21 protein-coding genes and 1 riboswitch are annotated in these 25,579 nt (G+C 46.7%); of the genes, 7 read left to right on the top strand and 14 right to left on the bottom strand.

Features of this window, described 5'->3' with window-relative positions:
* Window positions 1-115: 115 nt before the first annotated feature.
* The 3 genes from dprA to QUB14_RS15360 all read right to left on the bottom strand — a co-directional run bounded on the left by dprA (window position 116) and on the right by QUB14_RS15360 (window position 2,926).
* Window positions 116-1,267, bottom strand: a complete 1,152-nt coding sequence (gene dprA, locus QUB14_RS15370) for a DNA-processing protein DprA (RefSeq protein WP_333217741.1) — start codon at window positions 1,265-1,267, stop codon at window positions 116-118.
* Between the two features lie 224 nt (window positions 1,268-1,491).
* The gene (locus QUB14_RS15365; protein ID WP_333217740.1) at window positions 1,492-2,145 is read right to left on the bottom strand and encodes a YdcF family protein; all 654 of its coding nucleotides are present in this window, start codon (window positions 2,143-2,145) and stop codon (window positions 1,492-1,494) included.
* A gap of 133 nt (window positions 2,146-2,278) precedes the next feature.
* Entirely contained in the window at window positions 2,279-2,926 is a 648-nt protein-coding gene (locus QUB14_RS15360) for a DUF2301 domain-containing membrane protein (RefSeq protein WP_333217739.1), read from the bottom strand.
* A gap of 80 nt (window positions 2,927-3,006) precedes the next feature.
* Between QUB14_RS15360 and QUB14_RS15355 the strand changes: the two genes are divergently transcribed.
* Entirely contained in the window at window positions 3,007-3,684 is a 678-nt protein-coding gene (locus QUB14_RS15355) for a calcium-binding protein (RefSeq protein ID WP_333217738.1), read from the top strand.
* Between the two features lie 132 nt (window positions 3,685-3,816).
* Here QUB14_RS15355 and QUB14_RS15350 read toward each other — a convergent pair whose 3' ends face one another.
* The gene (locus QUB14_RS15350) at window positions 3,817-4,572 is read right to left on the bottom strand and encodes a DUF561 domain-containing protein (protein WP_333217737.1); all 756 of its coding nucleotides are present in this window, start codon (window positions 4,570-4,572) and stop codon (window positions 3,817-3,819) included.
* Between the two features lie 191 nt (window positions 4,573-4,763).
* Entirely contained in the window at window positions 4,764-5,666 is a 903-nt protein-coding gene (locus QUB14_RS15345; protein ID WP_333217736.1) for a creatininase family protein, read from the bottom strand.
* Window positions 5,667-5,860: 194 nt separating this feature from the next.
* Between QUB14_RS15345 and QUB14_RS15340 the strand changes: the two genes are divergently transcribed.
* Window positions 5,861-11,218, top strand: a complete 5,358-nt coding sequence (locus tag QUB14_RS15340) for a PAS domain S-box protein (protein WP_333217735.1) — start codon at window positions 5,861-5,863, stop codon at window positions 11,216-11,218.
* Window positions 11,219-11,499: 281 nt separating this feature from the next.
* Here QUB14_RS15340 and QUB14_RS15335 read toward each other — a convergent pair whose 3' ends face one another.
* The 3 genes from QUB14_RS15335 to QUB14_RS15325 form a co-directional block, all read right to left on the bottom strand.
* Complete coding sequence (locus tag QUB14_RS15335) at window positions 11,500-12,708, bottom strand: RNA-guided endonuclease TnpB family protein (protein WP_190661583.1); 1,209 nt, start codon at window positions 12,706-12,708, stop codon at window positions 11,500-11,502.
* Between the two features lie 238 nt (window positions 12,709-12,946).
* Window positions 12,947-13,270, bottom strand: coding sequence for a WGxxGxxG family protein (locus tag QUB14_RS15330; protein ID WP_333217734.1), 324 nt, complete (start codon window positions 13,268-13,270; stop codon window positions 12,947-12,949).
* A 113-nt stretch (window positions 13,271-13,383) separates the two neighbouring features.
* Window positions 13,384-13,707: a WGxxGxxG family protein gene (locus QUB14_RS15325; protein WP_333217733.1), complete on the bottom strand. Its 324-nt coding sequence runs from the start codon at window positions 13,705-13,707 to the stop codon at window positions 13,384-13,386.
* 322 nt (window positions 13,708-14,029) lie between these two features.
* On the opposite strand from QUB14_RS15325, the gene QUB14_RS15320 reads away from it, so the two are divergent.
* Together QUB14_RS15320 and QUB14_RS15315 are read left to right on the top strand one after the other, a co-directional pair.
* A complete protein-coding gene (locus QUB14_RS15320; RefSeq protein WP_190661578.1) occupies window positions 14,030-14,674 on the top strand; it encodes a hypothetical protein in 645 nt (214 codons plus the stop codon).
* Between the two features lie 20 nt (window positions 14,675-14,694).
* Complete coding sequence (locus QUB14_RS15315; protein ID WP_333217732.1) at window positions 14,695-15,441, top strand: pentapeptide repeat-containing protein; 747 nt, start codon at window positions 14,695-14,697, stop codon at window positions 15,439-15,441.
* A gap of 178 nt (window positions 15,442-15,619) precedes the next feature.
* Here QUB14_RS15315 and QUB14_RS15310 read toward each other — a convergent pair whose 3' ends face one another.
* Window positions 15,620-16,147, bottom strand: a complete 528-nt coding sequence (locus QUB14_RS15310; RefSeq protein ID WP_333217731.1) for a hypothetical protein — start codon at window positions 16,145-16,147, stop codon at window positions 15,620-15,622.
* A 509-nt stretch (window positions 16,148-16,656) separates the two neighbouring features.
* On the opposite strand from QUB14_RS15310, the gene pyrE reads away from it, so the two are divergent.
* The 3 genes from pyrE (at window position 16,657) to QUB14_RS15295 (ending at window position 18,549) form a co-directional block, all read left to right on the top strand.
* The gene (gene pyrE / locus QUB14_RS15305) at window positions 16,657-17,244 is read left to right on the top strand and encodes an orotate phosphoribosyltransferase (RefSeq protein ID WP_333217730.1); all 588 of its coding nucleotides are present in this window, start codon (window positions 16,657-16,659) and stop codon (window positions 17,242-17,244) included.
* A 364-nt stretch (window positions 17,245-17,608) separates the two neighbouring features.
* On the top strand, window positions 17,609-18,226 hold the full coding sequence (locus tag QUB14_RS15300) for a hypothetical protein (RefSeq protein WP_190735951.1): 618 nt from the start codon (window positions 17,609-17,611) through the stop codon (window positions 18,224-18,226).
* Between the two features lie 185 nt (window positions 18,227-18,411).
* On the top strand, window positions 18,412-18,549 hold the full coding sequence (locus QUB14_RS15295) for a DNA cytosine methyltransferase (protein ID WP_445251844.1): 138 nt from the start codon (window positions 18,412-18,414) through the stop codon (window positions 18,547-18,549).
* Between the two features lie 411 nt (window positions 18,550-18,960).
* Here QUB14_RS15295 and thiC read toward each other — a convergent pair whose 3' ends face one another.
* The 5 genes from thiC to QUB14_RS15270 form a co-directional block, all read right to left on the bottom strand.
* On the bottom strand, window positions 18,961-20,334 hold the full coding sequence (gene thiC / locus QUB14_RS15290; RefSeq protein WP_333217728.1) for a phosphomethylpyrimidine synthase ThiC: 1,374 nt from the start codon (window positions 20,332-20,334) through the stop codon (window positions 18,961-18,963).
* 7 nt (window positions 20,335-20,341) lie between these two features.
* Window positions 20,342-20,438, bottom strand: a riboswitch (TPP riboswitch).
* A gap of 266 nt (window positions 20,439-20,704) precedes the next feature.
* Window positions 20,705-21,388 (bottom strand): hypothetical protein, encoded by a 684-nt coding sequence (locus QUB14_RS15285; protein WP_333217727.1) that lies wholly within the window; start codon window positions 21,386-21,388, stop codon window positions 20,705-20,707.
* A gap of 12 nt (window positions 21,389-21,400) precedes the next feature.
* Window positions 21,401-21,646 carry an HNH endonuclease gene (locus QUB14_RS15280; protein ID WP_333217726.1) on the bottom strand — a complete coding sequence of 82 codons (246 nt, stop codon included), beginning with the start codon at window positions 21,644-21,646 and terminating at the stop codon, window positions 21,401-21,403.
* A gap of 88 nt (window positions 21,647-21,734) precedes the next feature.
* Window positions 21,735-24,665, bottom strand: a complete 2,931-nt coding sequence (locus QUB14_RS15275) for a dynamin family protein (RefSeq protein WP_333217725.1) — start codon at window positions 24,663-24,665, stop codon at window positions 21,735-21,737.
* Window positions 24,666-24,971: 306 nt separating this feature from the next.
* A complete protein-coding gene (locus QUB14_RS15270) occupies window positions 24,972-25,532 on the bottom strand; it encodes a Uma2 family endonuclease (protein ID WP_333217724.1) in 561 nt (186 codons plus the stop codon).
* Between the last annotated feature and the right edge of the window lie 47 nt (window positions 25,533-25,579).

The raw sequence follows: 25,579 nt of genomic DNA, 5'->3' as shown, positions 1-25,579 counted from the left end.
AACTCGATCGAATAAGGTTTCATTTTTTTCGCTTATCTACTCAATACAGTGTATCATATATACATGGAATCTGCTGTAAGTTGACACCAATGGCCTAAACCGTATTACTTAAAAATCAGCACCGCTGATATCGCATGCCTGGTAACTGCGAAACTAATCCCAACAATTCCAACTGCAAAAGTATACTAGAAACTGTTCCCGCTTCTAATCCCGCTGCTTCCACAATTACATCAAAAGAAATCGGCCCAGATACGATCGCACTTAACACCTTAGCCAATTCCGGCTCCAACGGCGGCCCTTGCTTCTCAACCGTCGGATTTGGGGGAAATAGCGACAACTGCTGGGCATTATCCAATTTTGGCATAGCTCCGAGCATTTCCAATAACCTGTCTTCGCTTAACATTCGATCGCTATTTGGCAGAATCGGATGAGCACCTTTACTCAGCAATTCCAAACAACCAAAAGAACGCTCATCATCCAATCTGCCCGTCAAAACATACACATCCCGGCAAAAATCATTCGCTTGATAAGCAGTAATTAAAGCGCCCGATTTGTGCGGAGCTTCTATCACGATTGTAGCGCGGCTTAAGCCAGCAATTATGCGATTTCGACGCGGAAAATTAGTTTTATTCGGTTGAGTGCCCGCCGGATATTCGCTAATTACCAATCCCTGCTGCAAAATGCGATCGCACAACCTCTCATTTTGTTTAGGATATACAATATCTACTCCCGTCCCCACTACTGCGAAAGTCCTTCCTCCCGCCTCCAAACAGCCTGTATGAGCCTCTGTATCAATGCCAGCCGCCAATCCCGAAACCACAGTAAAACCGCTTCTAGCCAAAGCCGTACTAATTTTGCGAGCCCACCTTCTGCCGTATTCCGAAGGGCTGCGAGTACCCACCAGTGCCACTGTCGGCGTAATTCCTTGATTCTCTTTGCGATCGACATTACCACGATAATACAACACTGGTGGCGGATTGGGAATTTCCAATAATAAGCGGGGATAATCCGGATCGGCGGGCGTCCAAAAATAGGGATTTTTTATAAGATGTTTTTCGATAAATTCTTCTGGATTGAGTTTAGTGCGTTCTTGCACAATGGTTTCAATTATCTGCTTGCCAAACCCTTCGATTCGCATTAAATCTACTGATTTTGCCGTCCAAGCTTCTGCCAAACTATTGAAATTTTGCTGCAATCTTTGCAACAAAATCGGCCCGATACCGTTAATCTGCGACCATGCTAACCAGTAAGCGCGTTCTTCTACCAACGAGTTGCCCTCCACTTATCTGAGAATAATTTTATCATTTTTGGTTGAATATAGTAGGGAAAGGGCACTGCCGTGTTCTGTATTTCCACAGATGCCCGGGTAGGGAAACGGCACTGCCGTGTCGTGTATTTACACGGATGTAAAACTGCTATATAATTTTTTTTACGAACCGCGAAGGCGTGAATAACGCGAAGGGAATTAAGAGGGAGGTTGACAATTACTGGCTAAGTTTTCCAATCAACGAAACGGGCGTAAATATAAGCAATAACTTCTCCGATCACAGTCCGAAAACCTTCGCTCGATTTCCACCATTCTTGGGGATTGTAATCTTCCGGTTCTGCTGCTATAATCCCGACTTTAATGTCAGGATTCAGCACTTCTTTGAAAACAATCCAACTTCGGCGGGCGTGAGGGCCAAAAGAATAAAGATTAATTGAGTCAACTTTTAGGGCAGAAGTAGCCAACCAATCCCGAAGTGCGATCGCAGAAGCAGCAGTGCGGTGTTTCACAACTCTCGCTGCTGGTACAGCTACTACTTTGTCCTTATCAAATCCTAGCGCAATACAAGTCGCTGCCGTCAGTTCGGCATAATTTTTATATTCAGCGAGATAGTAGCCTTTACTTAAAGGAACTCCTGTGGTAATTAATTGGCGGTATTCGCCTTTTTTGAATTCGGCGATCGCACTTTCGATCGCATAATCGGGCAACCAGCCTTCGACAACCAATATATCTGCTTTAATCGGCGCATTTACCGCCAAAAACGGATGGATATTTGTGAGAATTAAAAGCATTAAAATTATCAACCCCGCGCTTGCAATTACCCAACCTTCCCTAGTAATTGCCCAGATTTCTCGACGACGGATTAAACGAATTCTCATTATTATAGCAGAAGGAAGAAAATCGATGTGAAGAAGGAAGAAGCCACAATACCAATGGTTTCAGGAAAATGGAAATAGTGGGACAGTGAGAGAGCGATCGAATTGCTCTTCGGCCCCATGCCCCATTCCCAAATTATTTGTGTTTCAGGTACTCAAAAACGCTTTTATCCCCGATATCCTGCGGCATCGGTTGAAAAAACTTGCGTACAGCAAAGATGATAAACAAAGCCGCCCAAACCGCTAGCAAAAGTTGTTCATTTTCGGCTGACAAAAATCCGAAAATATGTCCTAAAATTAAGAGAGGAACTCCCGGAGTCAAAAACTTAGTTTCAAGGCGATTAAAGCAGAATGCTTCCTTAAAATAAATGCCATTTAAGGCGGCAAAAGTAAAGCCAATTCCCCACAACGTGGCGGGATGTTCGTACACTGCTAAAGCTAGAGGTTGGCTGCTTTGTAGGGCGACAAACAATGCTGCCGCGCCGCCGATCGCCCAAAACACCTGTAGTGTTCGGTGCAGCGCAATCATGTAAATGTGAATAGTTGCTAAGCTGACGCCTAAAGCTATCCAGAAACAAGCAAAAATAGGTGTTACAGCTTGGATTGCAATCGGGTTGTCGCCCTGTTGCAACACCAGAGTAGTGCCGATCGCAAAACACAGCGCCGCCACCCCCAATCCAGCGCGGTAAATCAACACTCCCGTGCGATCGTTTTGAGTAATCGTAAATTCGCCAAATTGTCCTTGATAGACTGGCGATTCATCAGGCGATTTCAGTAGTTGCATAATAGCTTCCTCCTATCAGACACGAATGTACTTCTGTCAAGATATACTTTATTGATAAACCGAGCCAGCGAGACCGAGCGATGCCTAAACTTAACCAGCCTAAAGTTAACAAGTCTAAAGTTAACAAGTCTAAAGTTAACAAGTCTAAAGTGGACGATCGCCCCGCTCAAAGCAGATCCCTTCCTTCACAATCCGAACTTCCTCCAGTTCAGCTTGATGAAACCATTGTAGCAGGCAGAAGACCGAAACCGCTAAACGACTTCCAGCGCCTGCTGGCGGAAGTTACCGAATTGAGAGCGGGGTTCGAGCCAGAAATGTTAGCGCATCTAGAGAAAAATATCCCCTTTAATACCAAGCAATTTGAAACTAAAATTAGCAAGATTTTGGGAGCTAAAAATATTGAGTTCAGCCTAAAAAATTCAGTCAAATATCTAGATTACATCAAGCAAAATATTCAACTACCCTGCCACGTTACCGGCATAGAAGAGTTTGAATGGGAAGAAGAATATACAATGGGTTCCGGCAGCCAAAAAGAATATGCAAGACTCAAAAAAACTCAACCTTCTTATACTGATAGATTCACAATTAATCGGTTGGAGGATTTGGTGGTTCAGGAAGAAGGTATATTTGTGGAAGTGCAGCGCATCGGCGATCGCCAAAAGTTTATGTTGCCTTTATCAGAGTTAGAATCAGTTGATGTAATCTCCCGAAACAATCAGTTATTAGATGATTATGCCGTGTGGTTTCTCAATTATTAAGGAAGAGTGGAAAAGTGGAAAAGTGGGGTAGGGGAAGAGGGGAAGAGTGGGGGATGGGAAAAATCTTCCTTCTTCCCTCTTCCTTCTTCCTTCTTCCTTCTTCCTTCTTCCTTCTTCCTTCTTCCTTCTTAATTAAATGGAAGCTGGCAAGTGCGATCGCGAAACCAAAGCCAAAGCTTCAACCAAACTGCGAACAGCCGCAATCATCGCCACTTCGCTATTAAGTTGGCTGACAGCAGAACCGACACCAACACCCGCAGCACCGGCTCCAATAGCGAGGGGTGCGGTGACGCTGGAGATACCGGAAGCGCAGAGTACGGGGACGGATACGGCGCGGGAAATTTCAAAGGCTGCAGCCAAAGTAGGCGCTGCTTTTTCAATTAATCCCAATGTGCCTGCGTGAATTGGTTGAGCGCTGGTACCACCTTCGGTTTGGATGATGTTAGCCCCAGCTTTGACTAATTCAATTGCTAACTGCACTTGTTTGTCGAGTGCCAAAATGTGGGGAACTGTTACAGAAAGAGTGATATTTGGAAATAGCGATCGAGTTTCGCGAGTCAACTGCAAAACTTCCTCAGCTTCAAAGCGGCGGCCTACTGCGTAGAAAGCATCAAAGTTACCAATTTCAATCAAATCAGCGCCAGCTTCTACCGCAGGCACAAACTTTTCCGGTTCCACAGCGGATACACAAATTGGCAAGTTTGTCAACTGTTTTGCCATCAATACCAAATCTCGATCGGCAGCAATATCGACAAAGGAAGCACCGCCGATATCCGCTGCTTTGACGACAGCCGCAACGTTTGCGGCATCAAAATTATTTAAACCGCTGATAATTTTCAGGGCGCGACCTTGCTCAAATGCGCGCTGCAATTTAGAATTTACACTCATCGTCTGTTTTCCAACTCAAAAAATTTCTTAGACTCATTTTGACACAAATTAGAACAATTTTTGATTTTTAATTCTTAATAGCGATAAGGTGCAACCTAAGCACCATAAATAGGTCGGTTATGCCTCCAGGACTGTATTTTTGATTTTTATAGCAACCGCCAAGACAGTTAGAACGTTCTTAATTGCTGAAACTATTGTTGTGACTGCATTTCCACATCGATCTGTTTCCCTCTTCCTTCTTCGCTATTCCTGACCTCCGTTACATCCGTTACATCCGTTACACAATCCGTTGCCGAACTTCCCGGCTGTCGAAATTTGTAAACATCTTTGATAACTTGTGCCCAGCCGTCCGAGAGAGATTCGAGAATACGAGATCCCTTTTCTTTCGTCGCCGCCGTCGCATCGCCCAACACACCGCTTTCCGTCAACTCTCGCGTCAGCCAAGCAAAAGGCAAATTTCCTTCCATACTCAGCAAACTGTCGGTCGGCAAATTTTTCGGATATTCTGTAACAGCCAGTTCCATGTTTACCTGCGACGGCAAAATTGCCAACATCAAACTCGTTTCTGCATCACCAGCGTGAATCCCAAAGTCCAACTCCTTCGCACTCAATAATTCAGCAGCCACATTCGGAACCCGCCAAACAAACAGCGGAAAAACTGAAAAGTCCTGATATTTTTGATGAATGTCCCGCGCCGCAATTTCCATCACCTGCGGCTGTCCGCCGTGACCATTCATTAACACTAATTTCCGAAATCCAGCCTGATAAATACTGTCAGCAATTTCGCCGATTACTGCTAAAACTGTCTGAGCACTGAGCATAATTGTACCGGGAAAATGGCAGTGTTCATTCGACTTGCCATAGTACAAAGGCGGCAAAGCATACGCGGGAATATTTGCCTCTAACTTTGCCAGCGCTTTGCCTGTCACCGCCGCGCTAATTGCCGCATCTACAATTAAAGGCAAATGGGGGCCGTGCTGTTCGATCGCGCCTAGCGGCAAAATTATCACCGTATTTTCCTTATCCAGCATAGACTGAATTTCTGTCCAAGTTAGATAGGGAAAAAAGCGCGATTCTGGAATAAAATTGTGCATAAGGTGGCGACAACAAGAGTAAAGGTAACCAAGGCAATAAAATAGCCTGAAAACTAAAAAGCAATTCCCCAGATAGGTAGTAGATAACTGATGCTGTCTCTGGCTAGATGGTATAATTTGTAGCAAAGGCTTTTAAGAGGGCGCTGATATACGCTCGCCAGCTCAGACCGAAAGACGTAAGAGACGAGTAATTGATGGAAGCTTGGCAAACCCCAGAAACTAATTTAACCGACATTCCGATCGCCCAGGAACTGTCGCGGCGCATCCCTCGCTCGCACGCTCAAAAAGCAGAAAACCGAGCGCTGCAAACGCTGGCTAGACAATTGGCAACCTCACCCCACAGACTGCTCAAAACACTGGTTGCGATCGCTAAAGATTTGTGCGACGCAGGAAGCGTCGGAGTCTGCTTGCTAGAAGAAAATGCAACTTCCGAACAAATATTTCGCTGGGAAGCCTTGGCGGGAGCGTGGGAAGCAGCAGAACATAAAAACACACCCCGGAAATTGCGTTGGTCGGGAACCCCGATCGATCACCAAACTCCCCAACTTTACTTCGCTCCAGAACAATACTTCACCGACTTAAAGCAGCTAGAATTCCCGAACGCCGAAGCGTTAGTCGTGCCACTGCAAGCAGAAAATCAACCGCTAGGGGCAATATGGATTGTATCTCACGATTCCGATCGCCAGTTCGATGCCGAAGACTTGCGGATCGCGATCGCCCTAGCAGACTTTGCCGTTGCCGCCGTACAAATCGAGCGCGCCAATCAAACCAAAGAAGCTTTGCGAGAAAGCGCAGAACGCTCGCAGCTAGCCTTGCAGGGCAACAACGACGGGGTTTGGGACCACAACCTGCAAACAAATTGCCAGATCCTGAGCGATCGCTGTTTAGAGATTTTGGAACGCCGGCCCGAAGAAGTCAAGGACTTCAGCCAATTTTTGAGCTACATTCATCCCGATGATTTGGAGATAATGCAAAGCAATTGGCAGCAGCACTTGCATCGAGAAACCTCACATTACTCCTGCGAGTACCGCGTTCGCTGTCGGGACGGGCGCTACAAATGGGTTTTAGCCAGAGGGCAAGTAATTTGGGACGACTCAGGCAATCCCCTGAGGGCCGTAGGTTCCCTGACAGATATCAACGAGCGCAAACAAACTGAAATTGCCTTGAAACAAAGCGAAGAACGTTTGAGCGTCGCCATCGAAGGCTCAGGCATGGCAACCTGGGATTTTGACGTGCGAACAGATGGAGTAATTTGGTCGGCGACCCATTTCAGCATTTTGGGCTGCGAACCGGTACCGGGCGGCGAAGCAAGCGCGGCTGTGTGGAAAAACTGCGTGCATCCAGACGACTTAAATCAAGTCATGGAAGCAGCCAAAACAGCTCGGGAAACGAGATCGCTCTACTCCCCCGAATACCGGATCGTCCGGGCAGACAACGGAGAAATCCGCTGGTTGAGCGCGTTCGGGCGCTATCTCTACGACGCCGCAGGGGAAGCAGTGCGGTTTATCGGAGTATTATTTGATGCTACCGATCGCAAAATGGCCGAACTCGCCCTGCAAGAGAGCGAGCAAACCGTGCGCCGTCAACTTCTAGAGATAGAGTCGCTTTACCAAACAACTCCCGTGGGTTTGGCAGTTTTAGACAAAGATTTGCGGTTCCTCCGGATCAACCAGCGGTTAGCAGAAATCAACGGCTTGTCCGTCGAAGCGCACATCGGCCGCACCGTGCGCGAAATTATCCCCGACTTGGCAGATGCAGCCGAAGCTTTGTTGGGCCGCATTCTCGAAACCGGAGAACCGATGCGGAATTTTGAACTCACGGGTGAAACCAGGGCTCAACCCGGTGTGGTTCGCACTTGGATTGAGAATTGGTGGCCGCTCAAAGACACGGGCGGGGAGATTGTCGGGATTCATATCGTGGTGCAGGAAATTACCGATCGCAAAATGGCCGAACTCGCCTTGCAAGAAAGCAACAACCGCTTTGAGTTAGCTACAAGGGCGATCGACGGCATCGTGTTTGAGTGGGATTTGGCATCGAACTCAGTTTACCGTTCCGAGGGACTGTCCTCGATCGTCGGTGTCCGCCCAGAGGATGCACAGGCAACACCAGAGTGGTGGAGAGAACGCCTCCATCCCGTCGATTTGGCGCGCGTCCAAGCCGGGGCGGAATCAATCTTGACGGATGGCGATCGCTACGAAGTCGAGTACCGAGTCCGGCACGAAGACGGGCGCTGGATCGACGTTTGGGAGCGCGGCTGTTTGATCCGCAACCAGCAAGGCGAAGTGACCAAAATAGTCGGTTTCACCAGCGACATTACCAAGCGCAAACAAGCAGAAGCAGCACTGCGCGATCGTGAAACCCACCTGCAGTTTATTCTCGACAGCGCCAAAGACTACGCCATCTTCACCCAGGATCTCGGCGGACACCTTACCAATTGGAACGCAGGCGCAGAGAGATTGCTGGGCTATTCCGAAGCTGAAATCGTCGGGCAGCACGGACGAATCATCTTCACCCCAGAAGACTCTGCAGCCGGAAAGCCGGAACTAGAAATGCACCTCGCGCTGACTCAGGGAAAGGCAGTAAACGAGCGCTGGCACGTCCGCAAAGACGGCAGCCGCTTTTGGGGCAGCGGACTGGTGATGCCCCTGCGCGACGCAGGAGGCGAAGTGCAAGGTTTCCTGAAAATCATGCAGGACAAAACCGAGCGCCGGCAAATAGAAGAAGCACTGCGGCAAAGCGAAAATCGCTACCGCACCCTCGCCGATGGCGTCCCGCAATTAATGTGGATCAATACCGCCGACGGCAGGTTAGAGTTTTGCAACCAGCACTGGCAAAGCTACACGGGCATCAGGCCAGCAGAATTGCCGCTGGCTGCACCGGTGCTGCAATTATTTCATCCTGATGATCTGCCAACAGTTGTCGGCACGCGCACCAAGGCGATTGAAGCAGGGGAAGCCTACGAATTTGAGTGTCGGGTACGCAGGTTTGATGGTACTTACCGCTGGCATCTAGCGCGACTTGTGCCCGTCAAAGACAGGGGGGGACAGGTGCTGCAATGGGCAGGGATCGGCATTGATATTGACGATCGCAAACGAGCCGAAGAAAGCTTAGCAGAAAGCGACCGCCGCTTCCGCTTCCTCGCTGAGTCGTTGCCCCACCTGATTTGGAACGTAGACTCCACCGGGGAAACTCGTTTTACCAATCAACAAAAGTGGTCGGAATATCTGGGAATGTCTTACGAGGAAGCCGCTCAAAACAATTGGGAGTCCCTAGTGCCGCCCTCGGATTTGGCAGAATCTTCGGCCCGCTGGCAAGAATGTCAAATCACTGGAGAAGTTTATCAAATTGAGCTGCGCCTGCGGCGGGCAGCAGACCAAATGGAACGCTGGCATTTGTCCCGCGCCGTGCCAGTTCGCGGCGCAGGCGGCGAAATTGTCGAGTGGATCGGCACGAATACCGATATTCACGATCGCAAACAAGCCCAGCTCAACGAGCAGTTTCTCGCAGATCTCGAAGTCCGCTTGCACCAGGGCTGCAACCCCGCAGAAATGTTGTGGGAAGCGATGAAAAGTTTAGGAGAATATTTAAAGGTCGATCGCTGCGTGTGGCACGAAATCGATTTAGAAGCCGATCGGGCAATTGTCGAGCAAGACTGGCACCAGTCCGACCTTGCCAGCACCGTCGGCATCTATAAAATCTCAGACTTTAAGACGCCAGAACTTAAAGCTCTCTCTATCGCAGGTCAAACAGTTGTCATCTCAGATATCGCTAATCACCCCCATACAGCGCATTTGGTCGATAACTACGGGGCCGTGTCGGTTCGCGCTTTGGTCGATGTTCCGTGCCTTCAGGAAGGGCGCTGGGTGGCTCTTTTGGTGGTGACATCAAAAACTGTGCGGCACTGGCGGCCCGATGAAGTTTGGCTGATGCAAGAAGTGGTGGCCCGCCTCTGGACGGTGATCCTGCACGCGCGAGCCCTGCACGATCTGCACGAAAGCGAGGCTCGGTTCCGCGCTCTAGCTGACAACATCGCTCAGTTGGCCTGGATGACAGATGAAACCGGCTGGATTTTCTGGTACAACCAGCGCTGGTTTGACTACACGGGCACCACCCTAGAGGAAATGCAGGGCTGGGGCTGGCAGCAGGTGCACCACCCGGAACACGTCGATCGCGTGGTCGCAAAATTTAGGCGCTGCATTGAAAGAGGCGAACTCTGGGAAGATACTTTCCCCTTGCGCGGCAAAGACGGATCGTACCGCTGGTTTCTCTCCCGCGCCGTGCCGATTCGCGACGAGCAAGGCAAGCTGCTGCGCTGGTGTGGCACCAACACTGACATTACAGATCGCAAAGTTGCAGAAGCCGAACGGGAACGCCTTCTAGCGCGGGAAAAAGAGGCGCGGGAAGAAGCTGAACAGGCTAACCGCGTCAAAGACGAATTTTTGGCTGTTTTGTCCCACGAATTGCGGACTCCCTTAAACCCGATTATGGGCTGGACGAAGCTGCTGCGATCGAACGTTCTGACACCGGAAAAGCAACGTTATGCCTTAGAGACGATCGAGCGCAACGCCAAACTGCAAACCCAGCTTATCGAAGATTTGCTCGATGTGTCGGGGATTCTGCAAGGCAAGGTCAGCTTGAATATTGCACCTGTGGATTTAGCTGGGGTGATCGGCGCTGCTATTGAAACGGTGCGTCTGGCGGCCGAAGTCAAGTCGATTCAAATCAGCACTCAATTTGCACCGAATCTCGGCCCGGTGTTGGGCGATGCGGGCAAACTTCAGCAGGTAGTCTGGAATTTGCTGTCAAATGCCGTCAAGTTCTCCCCGCCAGGAGGCAAAATCGAAGTCGTTCTCGATCGGGTGGACAGGAACGCCCAAATTACTGTAACTGATACTGGAAAAGGTATCGAACCTGATTTTCTGCCCTATGTATTCGACTACTTCCGGCAAGCTGACAGCACCATGACGCGCAAATTTGGCGGATTGGGTTTAGGATTGGCGATCGTCCGCCATCTCGTCGAACTCCACGGCGGCACGGTGAAAGCGGAAAGTGCAGGCGAAGGACAAGGCGCAACCTTGACCGTCTGGATACCCCTGATGCCGGTGCAATCTCAGACAAGTCCTGCGGGAACTGCGTCGCCGGATCAATCCTTCAATTTGAGCGGGCTCAGGGTGTTAGCGGTGGATGATGATGCCGATGCGCGAGATTTGGTGGTTTTTCTGCTTGAGGATTGTGGGGCAAGTGTTACAGCAGTTCCTAACGCCGCCCATGCCTTGGCGGTTTTAACCCAGTCTGTGCCGGATTTGCTGTTGAGCGATATTGGAATGCCCGACACCGACGGTTATATGTTGATGCGAAAGGTTCGGGCTCTGGCGCCCGACCAAGGGGGACGGATTCCGGCGATCGCCCTCACGGCTTATGCTGGAGAAATTGACTATCAGCAGGCCCTGGCTGCGGGGTTCCAGCGGCACATTTGTAAACCTTTAGACCCCGACAAGTTGGTGCAGGCGATTTGGGAGGTACTCGATCGTTCTGGCGAAAATATTTTTTAAGGTCTTTTTGTGTCTGAAAAGTCTGGATTTAATGAACCGCGAAGACGCAAAGAACGCGAAGGAATAAAGGAAGAAAAAAGGAAAAAGTTAATAATTTCAAGTCCGGTTATATCTGAAATATTGCACCATTCTCAATAATGATTTTATTGAGTGGCTAGGAGCAACGGCCCGCAAGAAAATTCACTCTTTGTGGAAGCGGGCGGAAAGCCTGTTCATGAAAATGGTGCAATAGGTCAGATTTGACATTCTCACGCCCGCTTTAGCCACGGTGATTCTAAACATCACTGTTTAGGCTTCCTCTTTCTACGACCCGACTTATTTGAAGGAGTTTCCTCACCCAAACAGAGATCGATGTCTCCAGAGGCGTTTGAGGTTCCCGTGTGCCCCACGGTACGCAATCCTAGTTCTAATATGTTGCGAGCGGCGTTCCAATCTCGATTTAAGACAAATCTACAATGCGGACAAATATGTGTTCTTTGACTTAAAGATTTCTTCGCGACTTTCCCACAATTAGAACAATTTTGGCTTGTATAGTGTGGCGGTACTGCAACAGTCGCCACCCCCAATACTTTGCCAAAGTATTCAACCCAATTTCTAAAAGCTGTCCAAGCGGCATCTGATATAGACTTAGACAACTTTCTGTTTTTAACCATGTTACGCACCGACAAGTCTTCATAGGCTACCAAGTCGTTGGACTGGATTACGCACCTTGCTAATTTCACGGCAAAGTCTTTACGTCGCCTACTTACCTTGAGGTGTTTTCTGCTTAAACGATTCCGAGCCTTAACTCTATTTTTAGAGCCTTTCTGAGTTTTAGAGAGTCTCCGATTAAGCTTTTTAAGTGACCTTTCAGACTTTCTCAGATAGCGTGGATTCTCTACGGTATTTCCGTCAGAGTCTGTATAGAAGTGCGTTAGCCCTACGTCTAAACCAATGGTTCGTCCAGTAGGTTCGCGCTTCTCATTTCGTTCAGCATCAATACAGAATTGCACGTAATATCCATCAGCTCGGCGAACTACGCGCACCCGCTTGATTTGATTTAACTGATAGAAGTGTAGGTCACGAGTTCCCCATAATTTAAAACTTCCTGCTTTAAATCCATCGGTGAAGGTTATATTTCGCCTGTCTTCAGAAAGTTTCCATCCACAAGTTTTGTATTCAACAGAACCATGTGTTTCATGCTTTTTAAATCGGGGGAAACCTTTTTTACCGGGTCTTGCTTTCTTGCAGTTGTCGAAAAACCGCGCAATCGCTGACCAAGCTCTTTCGGCAGAAGCTTGCCTTGCCATTGAGTTGAGCTTAGCAGCCCAAGGAAACTCCTTCGCTAAGACTACGCAATAAGCGCTTAAGTCGTAGCGACCTACATCTTTTTTTGTGTCCATCCAGTACCTGATGCAGCTATTCCGAATAAAACGAGCAGTACGAATGGCTTCGTCTAGCCGTTCGTACTGCTCGTTTTTTCCTTCTAGCTTGGCTTCAAATACTAACATTTACGTCGCTGGGATGGATATAAAGACTAATTCACAGTTTTGGCTAAATTAAAGCCGTCCTATAAGGACGGGGCTTTAGACCCAGTTTTTCGGTAACCAATTTAATCCTGGTTCGATCGCGCATCATCTCAAACAAAAAAACCTCACAGATGGAGGTTTTTTGATGATTATTTGGGAGCGTCGGACAGGTTAAAACATCCTGTCCCTGCATAATGCCCACAGCACTAAGACTCAATTCTTAGCGGTAGTCAGTGCGCGCAGCAGGCTCGCGATCGCTCGTTGTAGTGGTATAGCGGACATTTTCTTCGCGTTTGCGCGGAATCAAACCCAACAAGCCAGACAAGCCTAGCAGTCCCAACCATCCCCAATCAAAATCGCGATCGGTCTCAGCATTGGAGACATCCGAGCGAGGAGTGGTGGTTGTTGTAGTGCTGTTAGTACCGGAAGTTGTACCGCCAGTTGTATCTGTCTGAGCTGAAGCAGGGAGATGAGCAGGTGCTAGGGCTAAACCAGCAGCTATAATACCTGCACCGATTGCTTTGGATAAATCAGAACGTTTCATAATTCAACTCCTCTTTGTTGGCTAAAATCTTTAACTATCAAAACTATATCGATCGGCGGACAGGTTAAAACATCCTGTCCCTGCATAATGGCCACAGCACTAAGACTCAATTCTTAACGGTAGTCAGTGCGCGCAGCGGGTTCGCGATCGCCCGTTGTAGTGGTATGGCGGACAGTTTCTTCGCGTTTGCGGGGAATCAAACCCAACAAGCCAGACAAGCCGAGCAGTCCCAACCATCCCCAATCAAAATCGCGATCGGTTTCAGCATTGTAGACATCGGAGCGAGGAGTGGTGGTAGTTGTAGTGCTGTTAGTACCGGAAGTTGTACCGCCAGTTGTATCTGTCTGAGCTGAAGCAGGGAGATGAGCTGGTGCTAAGGCTAAACCAGCAGCTATAATACCTGCACCGATTGCTTTGGATAAATCAGAACGTTTCATAATTCAACTGCTCTCTGTTGGCTAAAATCTTTAACTATCAAAACTATATCGGGTAGCTTTTAAAGTTAAATCCACCTCTAGCAGTAAAGATTTTTATGTTCCACGTATAACTACAGATTGATATCAAATTTTTAGCAGGCGCACAAAATTAAAGATTGCTCGCGGAGGCACTCCGGCACTAGAAATCGCGCGTCTGCCACCTCACTCGGTTGTGAGGCAGTGCGGCAGTGCCGACAATAGACAAGGTGTGGTGGACAAAAAAAGGTAAACTCAGATATTGCACAGACAAGTGCTGGAAATCGATCGACGGAGATCAAAACTTTTGGGAATAGAGTTACGCAGCTACGTATTTCTAGACAACTTGCAGCCACAGCACGCAGCATACATCGGCACAGTCGCTGCCGGATTCTTGCCGCTGCCAGGGGATGCGTCGCTGTGGATAGAAATCTCGCCCGGTATCGAAATTAACCGAATTACCGATGTCGCCCTCAAATCTGCCTCCGTGCGCCCGGGAGTGCAGATAGTCGAACGCTTGTACGGACTTCTGGAAGTACACTCGAGTCAGCAGGGGGAAACGCGGGCCGCAGGCAAAGCAATTCTAGAATTCATCGGACTCCGCAGAGAAGAAGGTATCAAACCGCGCGTGATTTCCAGTCAAATTATTCGCAACATTGACCCCCACCAAACACAATTAATCAACCGCACCCGCCGCGGACAGTTGCTGCTGGCGGGACAAACGCTTTACGTCTTAGAAGTAGAGCCGGCTGCTTATGCAGCGCTGGCGGCCAATGAAGCAGAAAAAGGCGCATCTATTAACATCTTAGAGGTTCAGGCTGTAGGCAGTTTCGGACGGCTTTACCTCGGCGGCGCAGAACGAGATATTATAGCAGGTTCCCAGGCAGCAATTGCGGCAGTGGAAAACGTGACGGGTCGAGAAAATCCAGCAATTGTTGGTCGCAAGGAATAGCCGTTAAAGGAGATGCAATTATGGCAAACACACAGCATTTAGCGCTGTTAAAAAAAGGTGCAGTTAATTGGATTGAATGGAGAAGTCTCAACCCCAATATAGAACCGGATCTCAGCGAAGCTAACCTCGCCGAAGCAAATCTCAGAGGCGCGCATCTTTGGGGCTCGAACCTTTTTAAAACAGATTTGTTTAAGGCTAAATTAATTGCGGCAAACCTTGCCGAATCTAATTTTAGTTTAGCAAATCTTGCCGGAGCGCAACTGCTCGAAACTAATTTAATTAAAGCTAATTTAACTGGAACCAACCTCCGAGCGGCCGACCTCAGGGGAGCTGATTTGAGCAGTGCTAATTTAATTGGGGCTGACCTCACCGCTGCTAATCTCCAACAAACCGATTTCGGTGATGCGAATTTAATCGGTGCGGTGATGTTTCGAGCTAATGCGATGGGGGCGAACCTCAATTCTGCTAATCTCAGTCAAGCCAATCTCACTCAAGCCGAATTGATTGAAGCACATTGCTATGCAGCCAATTTCTCTAAAGCTCACCTCGGGGAAGCTCACTTCACTGGAGCATATCTTTTCAGAGCCAATCTCAGTTTTGCGGAGTTGAGCGGTGCCGATTTACGGTGGGCCAACCTCGGCAAAGCTGATTTGAGAGGGGCTAATTTGACCGGGGCAAATCTCAGGGGAGCGAAATTGGCGGGAGCTAATCTGGGCGAAGCTATTTTGAAAGGAACAATCATGCCTGACGGCAGCATGGTTTCATAAATATTGGATAATATTTAGTCCAATAAAATAACCGCGATAGTTAAAAAAAGTCAGTTGCGCGTTTACCGAAAGGATTGCCAAAACATGAGTTTTTGGGGCGGGTTGAGGCTTTCTCTCTCATACAAATCCGACATGAGAGTAAACCCGCCGCGGCTCAAAACTCGCAACTGTCGATCGACTAATTCTTGCGAGCGGGCGATACTTGATAAAGTCCTCTAACTGGCCCTGGATCGGTCTGTGAACCTTCCTGCTGTGTTGGAAGTGTAAACTGATCTTGGAGTCCGGCGGGAGTGGCGAAACAGCCACTTGGCTGAGGTCCTAGCTGACAAGCTGGAGGCAGTGCCATGACTGAGGCATCGAAGGGATTAACTGCATCTGGGACGCGGAGAATCGGGTCGCTGGAAACTTGGCGCTGCATTACTCGTCGGTAGAAGCCGTTGACGCGACTGGCATCCCTCTCGATTTCTTTTTCGGGAAAGGCAACGACGCCGCTGGGGGAACCGATGCCTAAATAGTCGCCAAAGTAACCTTGCAAGCTAACGTTGTGGTAAAAGTCTCCTGAAGCTTGAAAAAATTGTCGGTTGAAGTCGTCGGCAATTGGATGAAATCGCTCTGTTTGTGCTTGAGCTGGTTTGACGGATGCCATTGCGACAGAGGCGACAGCGAGAATCAACGCGCCGCTCAGGCTTTTTAACTTTTGACTCATATATTTGGGCCTCCTTAATTAATTCCGATTCCAATTTGACACTCCCCGGGGTGAACCCACGGGGATTCTTAATTCATCGACTGACCTTTAAGCGCTGTGTCCTTGCGGCAATCCTTAAACTTTTCAACCGTGCAATTGCACCAATTGACGAGCTTAACTCACAACCACCCCAGAGGGTCTATCTCCAAAAGCATACTAGGATACGAACCTAGAGTTCGGGTGTGCCCCACCCTACTTGAGTGAAACAAATTAGTGATTTTCTGGTGCGTGAGAATGCGTTGATTCCCGAGCTCTGTTTTACAAGGTTTTCGCTACCCTTCTTTTTGCTTTAAAAAAGCTTTCAGGTTCGAGGGTGCCGACTAAAAGCCGCTTCACAACCGCCCACCTTGGGAATTACAACCAGGTCTATTCTATCAAAAAGCCGCCAAGCGAAGGACGGGATTTTCAACCCAATTTTTTGATAAACTGATTATCGGCGGATTATTTGTGTTTTTTATAGGGTGTGAGTTATGGATGCTGCGGATTTAAAGGTGTTGCGCGATCGACTTCTCGATTTGTTGTGCGAGTTTGCCTATCGCGAAGGCGATTTTGTGCTGTCTTCGGGGCAGAAAAGTTCTTATTACATTAACTGTAAACCCGTGACGCTGCACGCTGAAGGTGCTTTGGCAACGGGACGTTTGCTGTTGTCTATGCTGTCGTCGGATGTGCAAGCTGTGGGCGGTTTGACTTTGGGTGCTGACCCGATTGTAACTGCGGTGAGTGTGGTTTCGGCTCTGGAAGGTCGATCGATTCCGGCGCTAATTGTCAGAAAGGAGACAAAGGGACACGGGACAATGGCGTATATTGAGGGGCCGCTGTTGCCAGAGGGCGCGAATGTTGCGGTTTTGGAGGATGTGGTGACGACGGGTAAGTCGGCGATGCAGGCGGTGGAAAGGTTGCGGGGTGCGGGTTATAAAGTCGATCGCGTGTTGTCGCTGATTGACAGGGAGCAAGGTGGTGCGGAGTTTTATCGCTCTGTTGGATTGGACTTTGAAACAGTTTTTACGATTAAGGATCTTAAGGAATGGCGATCGCGCATCGCTGAATCACAAGAATAGCCCTAGCTTCTGCCTCCCAAAATAGGACAAAGGCGCAACTTTAGTCGCTACTTCTCAATAGTAGTGATTAAAGTCCCTGCTACGAAGAGCTGGGGAAATATTTACGGGTAATGGGTAAGTCCTAGTGCCGTGTGCCGAGAGTTAAAAAGGCAGGGACTAACAAAAAAAAAATACGCTCCTGGGCCGTCAAGCTGCGACGCCCTGCGGGTACAAAAATTAAGAGTATAATACTGCGAAAAAGTGAATAATACAGAGCCATAAAACTTGGTAGTGCTAGAGGAAAGCGGTGTTTTATGGGGTGGTATTAATTAGAAACTATGCCGGCTCTAATTTTATCAAAATCAGCTCAGGTACTTGGATAACAATGGAAAATAAAGTTTTCCGTGCTAAACAAGCGCAAGCTTTCAGGTTCACAATCTATACCAATCGGCTGATTTTAGCAGAGGGAAATTATAACCTGCGTGAGATATTAACTAGAGAAGACAGTTTTAATATGTTATATGACGCGGCGCAAGGAGAAGCAGCAATGATTTTACCTGCATCTATTAAAATGAAATGGAAACTACTGGCAACAGCCTTTATTTGTCCTCTGACACTAATTGGTGTTGGGATTGGGCAACAACCGATTGAAGCACAACAAAATCCATCTAAGACTAATGTTGCTGCTTTGCCCGATGGTATTTACCTGTACGGAGATTCGCCACAGCCCAACCAAGTTCTTCAAAACTACATTGTGTTTCAACGCCAGAACGATCGGGTGGTTGGTGCAATCTACGCGCCGCGATCGGACTTTGCGTGCTTCACTGGTAAAATTCAGGGAAACACACTCTCCGGGAAGGCAATCTCACCCGGCGGAAAACTTCAAACAATTGAAATCAATACTCAGCTAACAAATCTGCATTCTATTCGCACAATTAGCTCAAACGATCGGCGGATTCTTTCAACGTGCCAACAGACAGCGCAAGCTAACATATCCAGGTAAATCTTTTACTTAGCTCAAATGCTGCATTAGGCGGGCGGTGCGTTACACTGCGTTAACGCACCCTAGGAATTGAAAATTTCTGGTTACTAGGATCTGCTTGGTAATAAATATCTAGAGGCTATGCCTCGACTGACAAATAGTACAAAATATGAGTTTTTACCGCCGGATTAATAGCCTAGAAAAAAATCCGTTTTATTGACTTATTCTCAGAAATAGGCGGCATGAGATTAGCGTTTGAATCCGCCGCTCGTTCCTTGAATCTGGAAACGGAATGCCTCTTAAGCAGCGAAATCAATCTCGACGCTCAGTTAGTTTACCAGTAAAGGGTAGGCGGCTAATTGACTATCACGGTGGCAATTCTCTTCATTCTTGGTAACTGGGTTTGCGAAGCGAGTTCAGTTTAGACGAAATTGAGTTGATGAAGAGTTTTATATTGAAAAGGCGAAATAAAGAATTTGGGCATGACCCAGATGGCAAGCTATTAACTAAAGAGCAAATAGCTACTTTTTTTGCTCATCCCAATCTCGATAAAATTCTGGATTCCTTGGTAAGAAAAAAGTACCTGCAAGGGAACATCGCAATTCTCCTTTTCGGAAACTCCTTTTAATATAACCTTAAGTAAGGTGCGCCATCAGCACCCTAGTTTTGGGCGAGCAGGATGCCCGCCCCACAAGAAACGAAACAGCTTGACGATTAAGTAAGGTGGGCAATGCCCACCCTAGGAAATAATCCAATTAGCTTTGGGCTACAGGTTCCTTAGCCAAAAACTTCTCTAATTCCGTCAAAGCATCGGCATCAACCTTAGTCTGCATCGGACAGAACTTAGGCCCGCACATTGAACAGAATTCAGCAGTTTTGTAGATATCCGCCGGCAAAGTTTCGTCGTGATATTCCTTTGCCCGTTCTGGATCTAATGACAGCTCAAATTGACGGTTCCAATCGAAATTGTAACGCGCTTTCGAGAGTTCATCATCGCGATCGCGCGCACCCGGACGGCCCCGTGCAATATCTGCAGCGTGAGCCGCGATTTTGTAAGCAATCAGCCCGTTTCGGACATCCTCAGCATTCGGCAATCCTAAGTGTTCCTTCGGCGTCACGTAACACAGCATTGCAGTACCGTACCAACCCGCCATCGCGGCCCCAATTGCTGAGGTAATGTGGTCGTATCCAGGCGCAATATCTGTCACCAACGGCCCCAAAACATAGAAGGGTGCTTCGGAACATTCCTCCATTTGTTTCTTGACATTAAACTCAATTTGATCCATCGGCACGTGCCCGGGGCCTTCCACCATTACCTGCACGTCATGTTCCCAAGCTTTGCGAGTTAATTGTCCCAAAGTTTTGAGTTCAGCTAATTGAGCATCATCCGAGGCATCGTGAGTGCAACCGGGGCGCAGAGAATCTCCCAAACTAAACGAAACATCATATTTTTTGAAGATTTCAATGATGTCGTTAAAGTGAGTGTAGAGGGGATTTTGTTTGTGGTGATGCAGCATCCACCGCGCCAAAATGCCGCCGCCGCGAGAGACAATCCCCGTAATCCGATTTCTCACCAAAGGCAAATGCTCAATCAAAATTCCGGCGTGAATTGTTTGGTAATCAACACCTTGTTGAGCGTGTTTCTCAATGATGTGAAGAAAGTCATTCGCCGTCAGACTTTCCATATTACCGTGAACACTTTCTAGTGCTTGGTAAATTGGTACAGTACCGATCGGCACCGGTGAAGCTTTGATAATCGTAGTGCGAATTTCATCCAAATTGCCGCCGCCGGTGGACAAGTCCATCACGGTATCAGCGCCGTATTTCACTGCTAGTTTAAGCTTGTCAACTTCTTCTTCCATATTGGAAGAGTTGGGAGATGCACCGATATTAGCATTGACTTTGCATTTAGAGGCAATGCCGATCGCCATCGGTTCTAAATTCGTGTGATTGATATTAGCCGGAATAATCATCCGTCCCCGCGCTACTTCGGCGCGGATAAGTTCTGGCGGGAGATTTTCTCGCTTAGCAACAAAGTGCATTTCCTCAGTAATTACACCTTGGCGGGCGTAGTGCATCTGAGATACATTGGTGTGCCCGCTACGCTTAGCGATCCATTCGGTACGCATATTTAATTTCCTTGATAAACAGCTTCCCTCCGCTGGTATTACCCAGACTCAGGTTCTAAGGGTGTTTTCTCAGCCCGGATATTCGGGCACCCCTAGCTAAGCTGTTGATTGTATCACCGATTTCTGTGCGCGAAGCCAGCAACTAAGGAAATCTTAATATTGAGATATAGATGAGGGGAGCGATCGCCCTTTTGGGGCTTCTGATATTTCTACTGTTTAAAAAGTGCGATTGTACCCCATTTAACAATCTAAAAACAATCACACCTCATCAGGATTAATCCCCATTTCGCGCAATTTGGCTGCTAGGTGAATCGTGTTATATTTTGCGCGAATCTCTGCTGTTTTTCTCTTGCTGTCGTCGCTAATTAGTCTAAAAGCTACTTAAAACCTTTATAATTTTCAATATTTTTTCTCTGATTTCCAAAATTTGAGGTAGTAATTGTTGGGAGTCTTCTGAAGAGTTAGCAAGTTTTTTATCTAGTTGCTCGTTGTATTTTCTAATTCTAGAGTTGAGACGTTTTAGAGGCTTAATATAACTTTTTATATTTAAATGTAGTGTTACCAATTTAATTGAATTAACTTCTTGCGTTTCAGCAATAACATTAACTATAGATTCTACTTTGGTGAGTTTTAATGGTAATAAGGGAGAATCGACTTTCTCTTGAATTCTTGTTTTATTTCTGTTCAATCTCTCAAGGTTGTCAAAGGATTCTACCAACAGAGAGTTTGCTAAAATCTTATCTCTTTTTCTTGAGTCGGATTTTTCTTTTCCCCTGGCAATCACTACACCTAGAACAAAAGTAAATATTGATAAAAATTGTTTAAACGCTCCGGTTAGTTCATACTCAGGCAGGGCAAGACGAGTCAATATAAACGGAGATATTAACACTATTAATGAAGGTAATATTATCGGTTTTTTATTAAAAAAATCGCTCAATTTTGATAAATAATTATTATATTCTTTGCTACTGGATAATCCTGTATGAATAAACCATAAAACAGCTATGCTTGTACCCAAAATAGCAGGCGAATAATTAGGAGTTGTTTCAGGCATACTTTTTCCTTTTCATTTGCTGAATCTACGCTTGAACCGGGGGTCAATACGGTCTTTTTTTCGTCTATTGCAATCGAAGCAAAGCGTTTGCAGATTGCTGATGTCATTTGAGCCTCCAAGAGCTAAGGGAATGATGTGATCGATCGTAAGATTAGTCTCTTGGTCTGTTCGGCGGCAGCTTTTGCAGCAATTTTCATCGCGCTCAAAAACAAGTTTCCTCACCTTTGGTGGAATTAAAATTCGCGGAGTTTTTCTCATCAAATACATTTCTGGTAGAGATTCTTAAATCAGATACTTCTAGGATCTTTATGTAGGGGCATATTTCCATACACTCCTACATAAATGTTTATGGCTTAAACAGTTTTTTACGGGCTTGAGAAACACGAGCCTCTGCATCAGCCATCACCTGCTCCATATTTTCCAGAATCTCCCCCTCATAATTTTCCAAAACCTTAGTAGACAGAGACATTCTACCCTTCCCATCGTCCGGGTTATCAATCAGCGCCTTGATCGACTGACCAATTTCAAACAGATCCTCAAGAGATTCTTCAATACGGAGTTGGCTCACATTCCTGATATGGAGCAAGCCTTTAGTACCTTCTACATCAACAAATACACCATAGGGCTGGAAGCCAGTTATTTGGGCTTTCACAAGTTGCCCTCTCTCTAATTTTTTGGAACTTTCGGATTGAGCAGCCTGGTAATTAGGTCGCGCTAGCGGATTGGCACTCGCTCCAGGTTCGGGGCTGTCATCTGACTCTACAGGATTTGTCTCACTATAATTTTGTGTTGCACTCGAATCATTTGCTGAGTCGAAACTGGAAGTAGATTCTGGTGGCATATTATTTGACTCTACCAAATTTACGTCAGTGAAAAATGGCGTGCCACTCGAACTATCTTCAGGTATTGTAGGCAGCTTGTAGTCCTCTAATTTCATAGCCTCTAAGCAGCTATTAATACCTGCAACTGCTTGGTTATAGTCGCCAATCTTTTCCTCAACTTCTCGCAATTTCCGGCTACGCTTGTCTATTTTCGCTTGAGCGTCTTTTTCTATGGCTTGCCGTTTGTTGGCGCGAGCGCGAGCGGACTGCTGCCAAATCAATTGCCGTTTATTTTCAGCCATCGACAACAGATATTTATTCAGCATTTTGATAATTTTTGAACCAAAATTTACTTCTATTGTTTGTGTAAATTTAGCTTGAAAATCAATCTCTAGCAGTTGACGTATAGGTTCTTCTGCTTCCACCATGCGTTTGACATCTCGACTGTTAGATGCTTCTTGCAAAGTTTCCCGGAATTGATAGAGCCAAACGCTATCTTCGTAATCATAAAGATCTGGGCTTTCGATGATATAAAAGACACATTCTGCACTCGCCAATACCTTGACTCCCTCGATAATTTTTATTTGTATATCCTGTATATCTTGAACAATTCCACAATCATCACCTAACAATAAATTACCAAGCTGACGGTGGTATTTTTGCTTGCGGACTCGCTTAATCAAGCGTTGGAAAAAGCTAACAATCAAAATTTCTGATTCCTTAACCAGAACATCCTCTAATCCATTGGCAATGTCATAAAAGGCTTGTCCCAAAATGGCTACCAATGGTGCTGTGACATGACGATGATTGCGGCAGGTATTGGCGAAGGCATCTAATATAGAAAAGTTTTTTATCAACTCGGTGAGATTTTCCTGCATATTCTGGCGCAGGTTGTTAAAATCATGCTGAAAATCTTCGCAACTATCCATCACCAATAGTTTAATTTCTTCTTCTATTTGTCGGTAAAATGCTTCGCCAACCTCCCATACTTCTTTCTCGATCTGTACCAAATCTCGTTCTGTCATTTCTGCAATATTTGCAGGTTTCTTTTTCCACTGACGGCGCTCTTCTAAGTAAAATTCACGCAAGTCGTTACAGAGTTCACTAATATCACTAGCTAGGTTAGCAAATAGTTCTGGTCGCTTTTCCTCGGTCAGATAGCGAGTGATAGCATTACTAAATTCTTGAATACCGCTATCCTGAAGCAATTGTTCAAATATATTATTCTTATATGAATTTAGAATATCTATATATTGTTCATTCTTGCTTTTAGCGTTATCCCTTAAAATCCGAAACTTGCTACGAGGGAGCTTGTCGGAATCACAGTAGTCAAGAAATTCCCTCACAAATAGAGGAATTCCCTCAGCCTCATCTGAGCCTTTTACAGTCTCAGCAGTGAATATAGAATTTAGTCCCCAACGATCGCTTTCACTTGTATTTTCGAGTTGACTAGCCCAGAAACCTAGCAGAGCGCTAGTTTCATAAATCCCCCTTCGCGTATTACTGAAGTCTTCGCTAATCAGATTGTCCAGTGCTTGTTTCAGCTTGGGGTCACGCCAAGTTTTGTCTATGCGGTTAAAGACGTAGAAGACGCGATCACCAATTCCTGAGTTTTCCCGTATTGCTTCTGTTAGTTTCTTTTCTGCTGGCTCTATCTCCCCTTCTTGATCAGCCTTCATCACACAGATGACAGCAGAGGTGTTAGGATCTTCAACTTTGCGATAGGTTAATTTTGCATCTCTTAACACTGGGGCATCGATCCCTGGCAAGTCAACTAGGACGTTACCATCCTCTAACAGTGGATAATGGCAGTAGTATTTAATGCCCTTGAGAACAGCACTGTTTATTCCACGACGAGCATACTCATGTGCCTTCTTGTTGGAAAAATTTAAATCCTCCATCCCCTTAGTATTATTTTTCGATTGGTCGATGTGTGGGCGGTTAGCCCCAAATCCCTTAAGTAATGCCAGCAGTCCCTCTGCTTCGTCTTCCTTCTCGGTTTTTCCAGAACCCTTATGATCTTCAGTAATTTTTTTACATTCCTCCCTTAATTTTTGAATTTCCACCTCTTGAGTAATGTCAACTGACGGTAGTTTCAGAGTCTTACACCTGTCATTTACCTCTTCCTGCACTTCTGAGATGCTAAGAAAAGTAAGATCAACTCGTTCTTCCTCTAACGACTTGGCATACTCTATGTAGCATTCGATGCCAGTAGCATGACCTGTACTGCTGTAAAGCAAATCTTGCCCTAGCAAAGCATTGATCAGCATCGACTTACCAGCACTGTATGTCCCCGCAAAGACAATCTCGAACCTGGGAGCAATTGCCTTATCACGGGAAGTTTTGATTGCGGCGGTGTTGTGCTGCCCTCTCAAAGACGGCTCCTTATCCAACAGCCCCAACAGACGATTTACATGGGCTTCTAAATTTTCACATTGATGTGGTTTTTGGGTCATGTGGAAAAAGCACTCTAATTTTCAGACAATTATTCAGAAGAGCCGGACTCCCTTAGCAACTCAAGCCCCCCTAGCCTACCTACCCACCAGTTAGTCTCGCCAGAGTCACCCGTGCCGATCGCGATCGCGCTCACCTTATTTGCCCCTAAGTCAGTATAGCTGAATTTAAGTCTCTTTTTCACCCGATTAAATTTTGTCTGTATCCTGTTTTAATTCTGATACAACTGCGCCGCGATCGCGCCAAGCTTCCGCATTCTCAGGCTTAATGGCGCTCGCTCGATCGTAAGCTGCCATTACTTATTCATACTAACCCAATATAAAATCAACGCTCACTTCTAAATCGGAAAAAGCCAGCGGCGCAACTTGTTGACCGCGCCAAAACTTGAGCATTAAACTATAACCGTTTGGGCCTGGCTGACGGTAGACTTCCAAACAATTTTCAACTAAATCTACCAGCCAAACTTCCTGAATTAGCGATCGAGCGTAAATGGATACTTTCACATCTCTGTCATAATCAACCGTACTATCTGAAACTTCAACTAACAGCAAAACTTCAGACGGTACTGGATGGGCTGTGGCGTAGTAGTCAGAGCGAGGTTGCAGCAATACAACATCCGGTTGAGGTTCAGTGCGCTCAGTCAACTCGATAGGGTCTTGGACGCCCAGAGTGGCCCGATCTTCTGGAATGAGGCTGAAGCGCCTGGTGAGACGCTTAACAGAACTTGCGTGACGAGTACCAATTGCAGCCATTTTAACAATCTCTCCTTCTATGAGTTCTACCCGATCGCCCTCGGAGAGAATACCAGCCTCAGTCATCAAATGATATTCTTTTACTGTAAATAACCGTTTTTGAAGCTGAACAGACATATAACTATTCTCCTCGTTTGCAGCTTACCTAAATTTACCATAAAAAA

The organism is Microcoleus sp. B3-D2 (assembly GCF_036705345.1).
Taxonomy (GTDB): Bacteria; Cyanobacteriota; Cyanobacteriia; order Cyanobacteriales; family Microcoleaceae; genus Microcoleus.
The sequence above is the reverse complement of the archived record's forward strand: the minus strand, read 5'-3'. Positions and strand labels throughout refer to the sequence as shown.

What these genes read in the sequence shown, in the direction of transcription:
- QUB14_RS15365 (WP_333217740.1), bottom strand. Translation starts at nt 2,145, where the DNA reads ATGAGAATTCGTTTAATCCGTCGTCGAGAAATCTGGGCAATTACTAGG.
- QUB14_RS15360 (WP_333217739.1), bottom strand. Translation starts at nt 2,926, where the DNA reads ATGCAACTACTGAAATCGCCTGATGAATCGCCAGTCTATCAAGGACAA.
- QUB14_RS15355 (WP_333217738.1), top strand. Translation starts at nt 3,007, where the DNA reads ATGCCTAAACTTAACCAGCCTAAAGTTAACAAGTCTAAAGTTAACAAG.
- QUB14_RS15350 (WP_333217737.1), bottom strand. Translation starts at nt 4,572, where the DNA reads ATGAGTGTAAATTCTAAATTGCAGCGCGCATTTGAGCAAGGTCGCGCC.
- QUB14_RS15345 (WP_333217736.1), bottom strand. Translation starts at nt 5,666, where the DNA reads ATGCACAATTTTATTCCAGAATCGCGCTTTTTTCCCTATCTAACTTGG.
- QUB14_RS15340 (WP_333217735.1), top strand. Translation starts at nt 5,861, where the DNA reads ATGGAAGCTTGGCAAACCCCAGAAACTAATTTAACCGACATTCCGATC.
- QUB14_RS15335 (WP_190661583.1), bottom strand. Translation starts at nt 12,708, where the DNA reads ATGTTAGTATTTGAAGCCAAGCTAGAAGGAAAAAACGAGCAGTACGAA.
- QUB14_RS15330 (WP_333217734.1), bottom strand. Translation starts at nt 13,270, where the DNA reads ATGAAACGTTCTGATTTATCCAAAGCAATCGGTGCAGGTATTATAGCT.
- QUB14_RS15325 (WP_333217733.1), bottom strand. Translation starts at nt 13,707, where the DNA reads ATGAAACGTTCTGATTTATCCAAAGCAATCGGTGCAGGTATTATAGCT.
- QUB14_RS15315 (WP_333217732.1), top strand. Translation starts at nt 14,695, where the DNA reads ATGGCAAACACACAGCATTTAGCGCTGTTAAAAAAAGGTGCAGTTAAT.
- QUB14_RS15310 (WP_333217731.1), bottom strand. Translation starts at nt 16,147, where the DNA reads ATGAGTCAAAAGTTAAAAAGCCTGAGCGGCGCGTTGATTCTCGCTGTC.
- pyrE (WP_333217730.1), top strand. Translation starts at nt 16,657, where the DNA reads ATGGATGCTGCGGATTTAAAGGTGTTGCGCGATCGACTTCTCGATTTG.
- QUB14_RS15300 (WP_190735951.1), top strand. Translation starts at nt 17,609, where the DNA reads ATGGAAAATAAAGTTTTCCGTGCTAAACAAGCGCAAGCTTTCAGGTTC.
- thiC (WP_333217728.1), bottom strand. Translation starts at nt 20,334, where the DNA reads ATGCGTACCGAATGGATCGCTAAGCGTAGCGGGCACACCAATGTATCT.
- QUB14_RS15285 (WP_333217727.1), bottom strand. Translation starts at nt 21,388, where the DNA reads ATGCCTGAAACAACTCCTAATTATTCGCCTGCTATTTTGGGTACAAGC.
- QUB14_RS15280 (WP_333217726.1), bottom strand. Translation starts at nt 21,646, where the DNA reads ATGAGAAAAACTCCGCGAATTTTAATTCCACCAAAGGTGAGGAAACTT.
- QUB14_RS15275 (WP_333217725.1), bottom strand. Translation starts at nt 24,665, where the DNA reads ATGACCCAAAAACCACATCAATGTGAAAATTTAGAAGCCCATGTAAAT.
- QUB14_RS15270 (WP_333217724.1), bottom strand. Translation starts at nt 25,532, where the DNA reads ATGTCTGTTCAGCTTCAAAAACGGTTATTTACAGTAAAAGAATATCAT.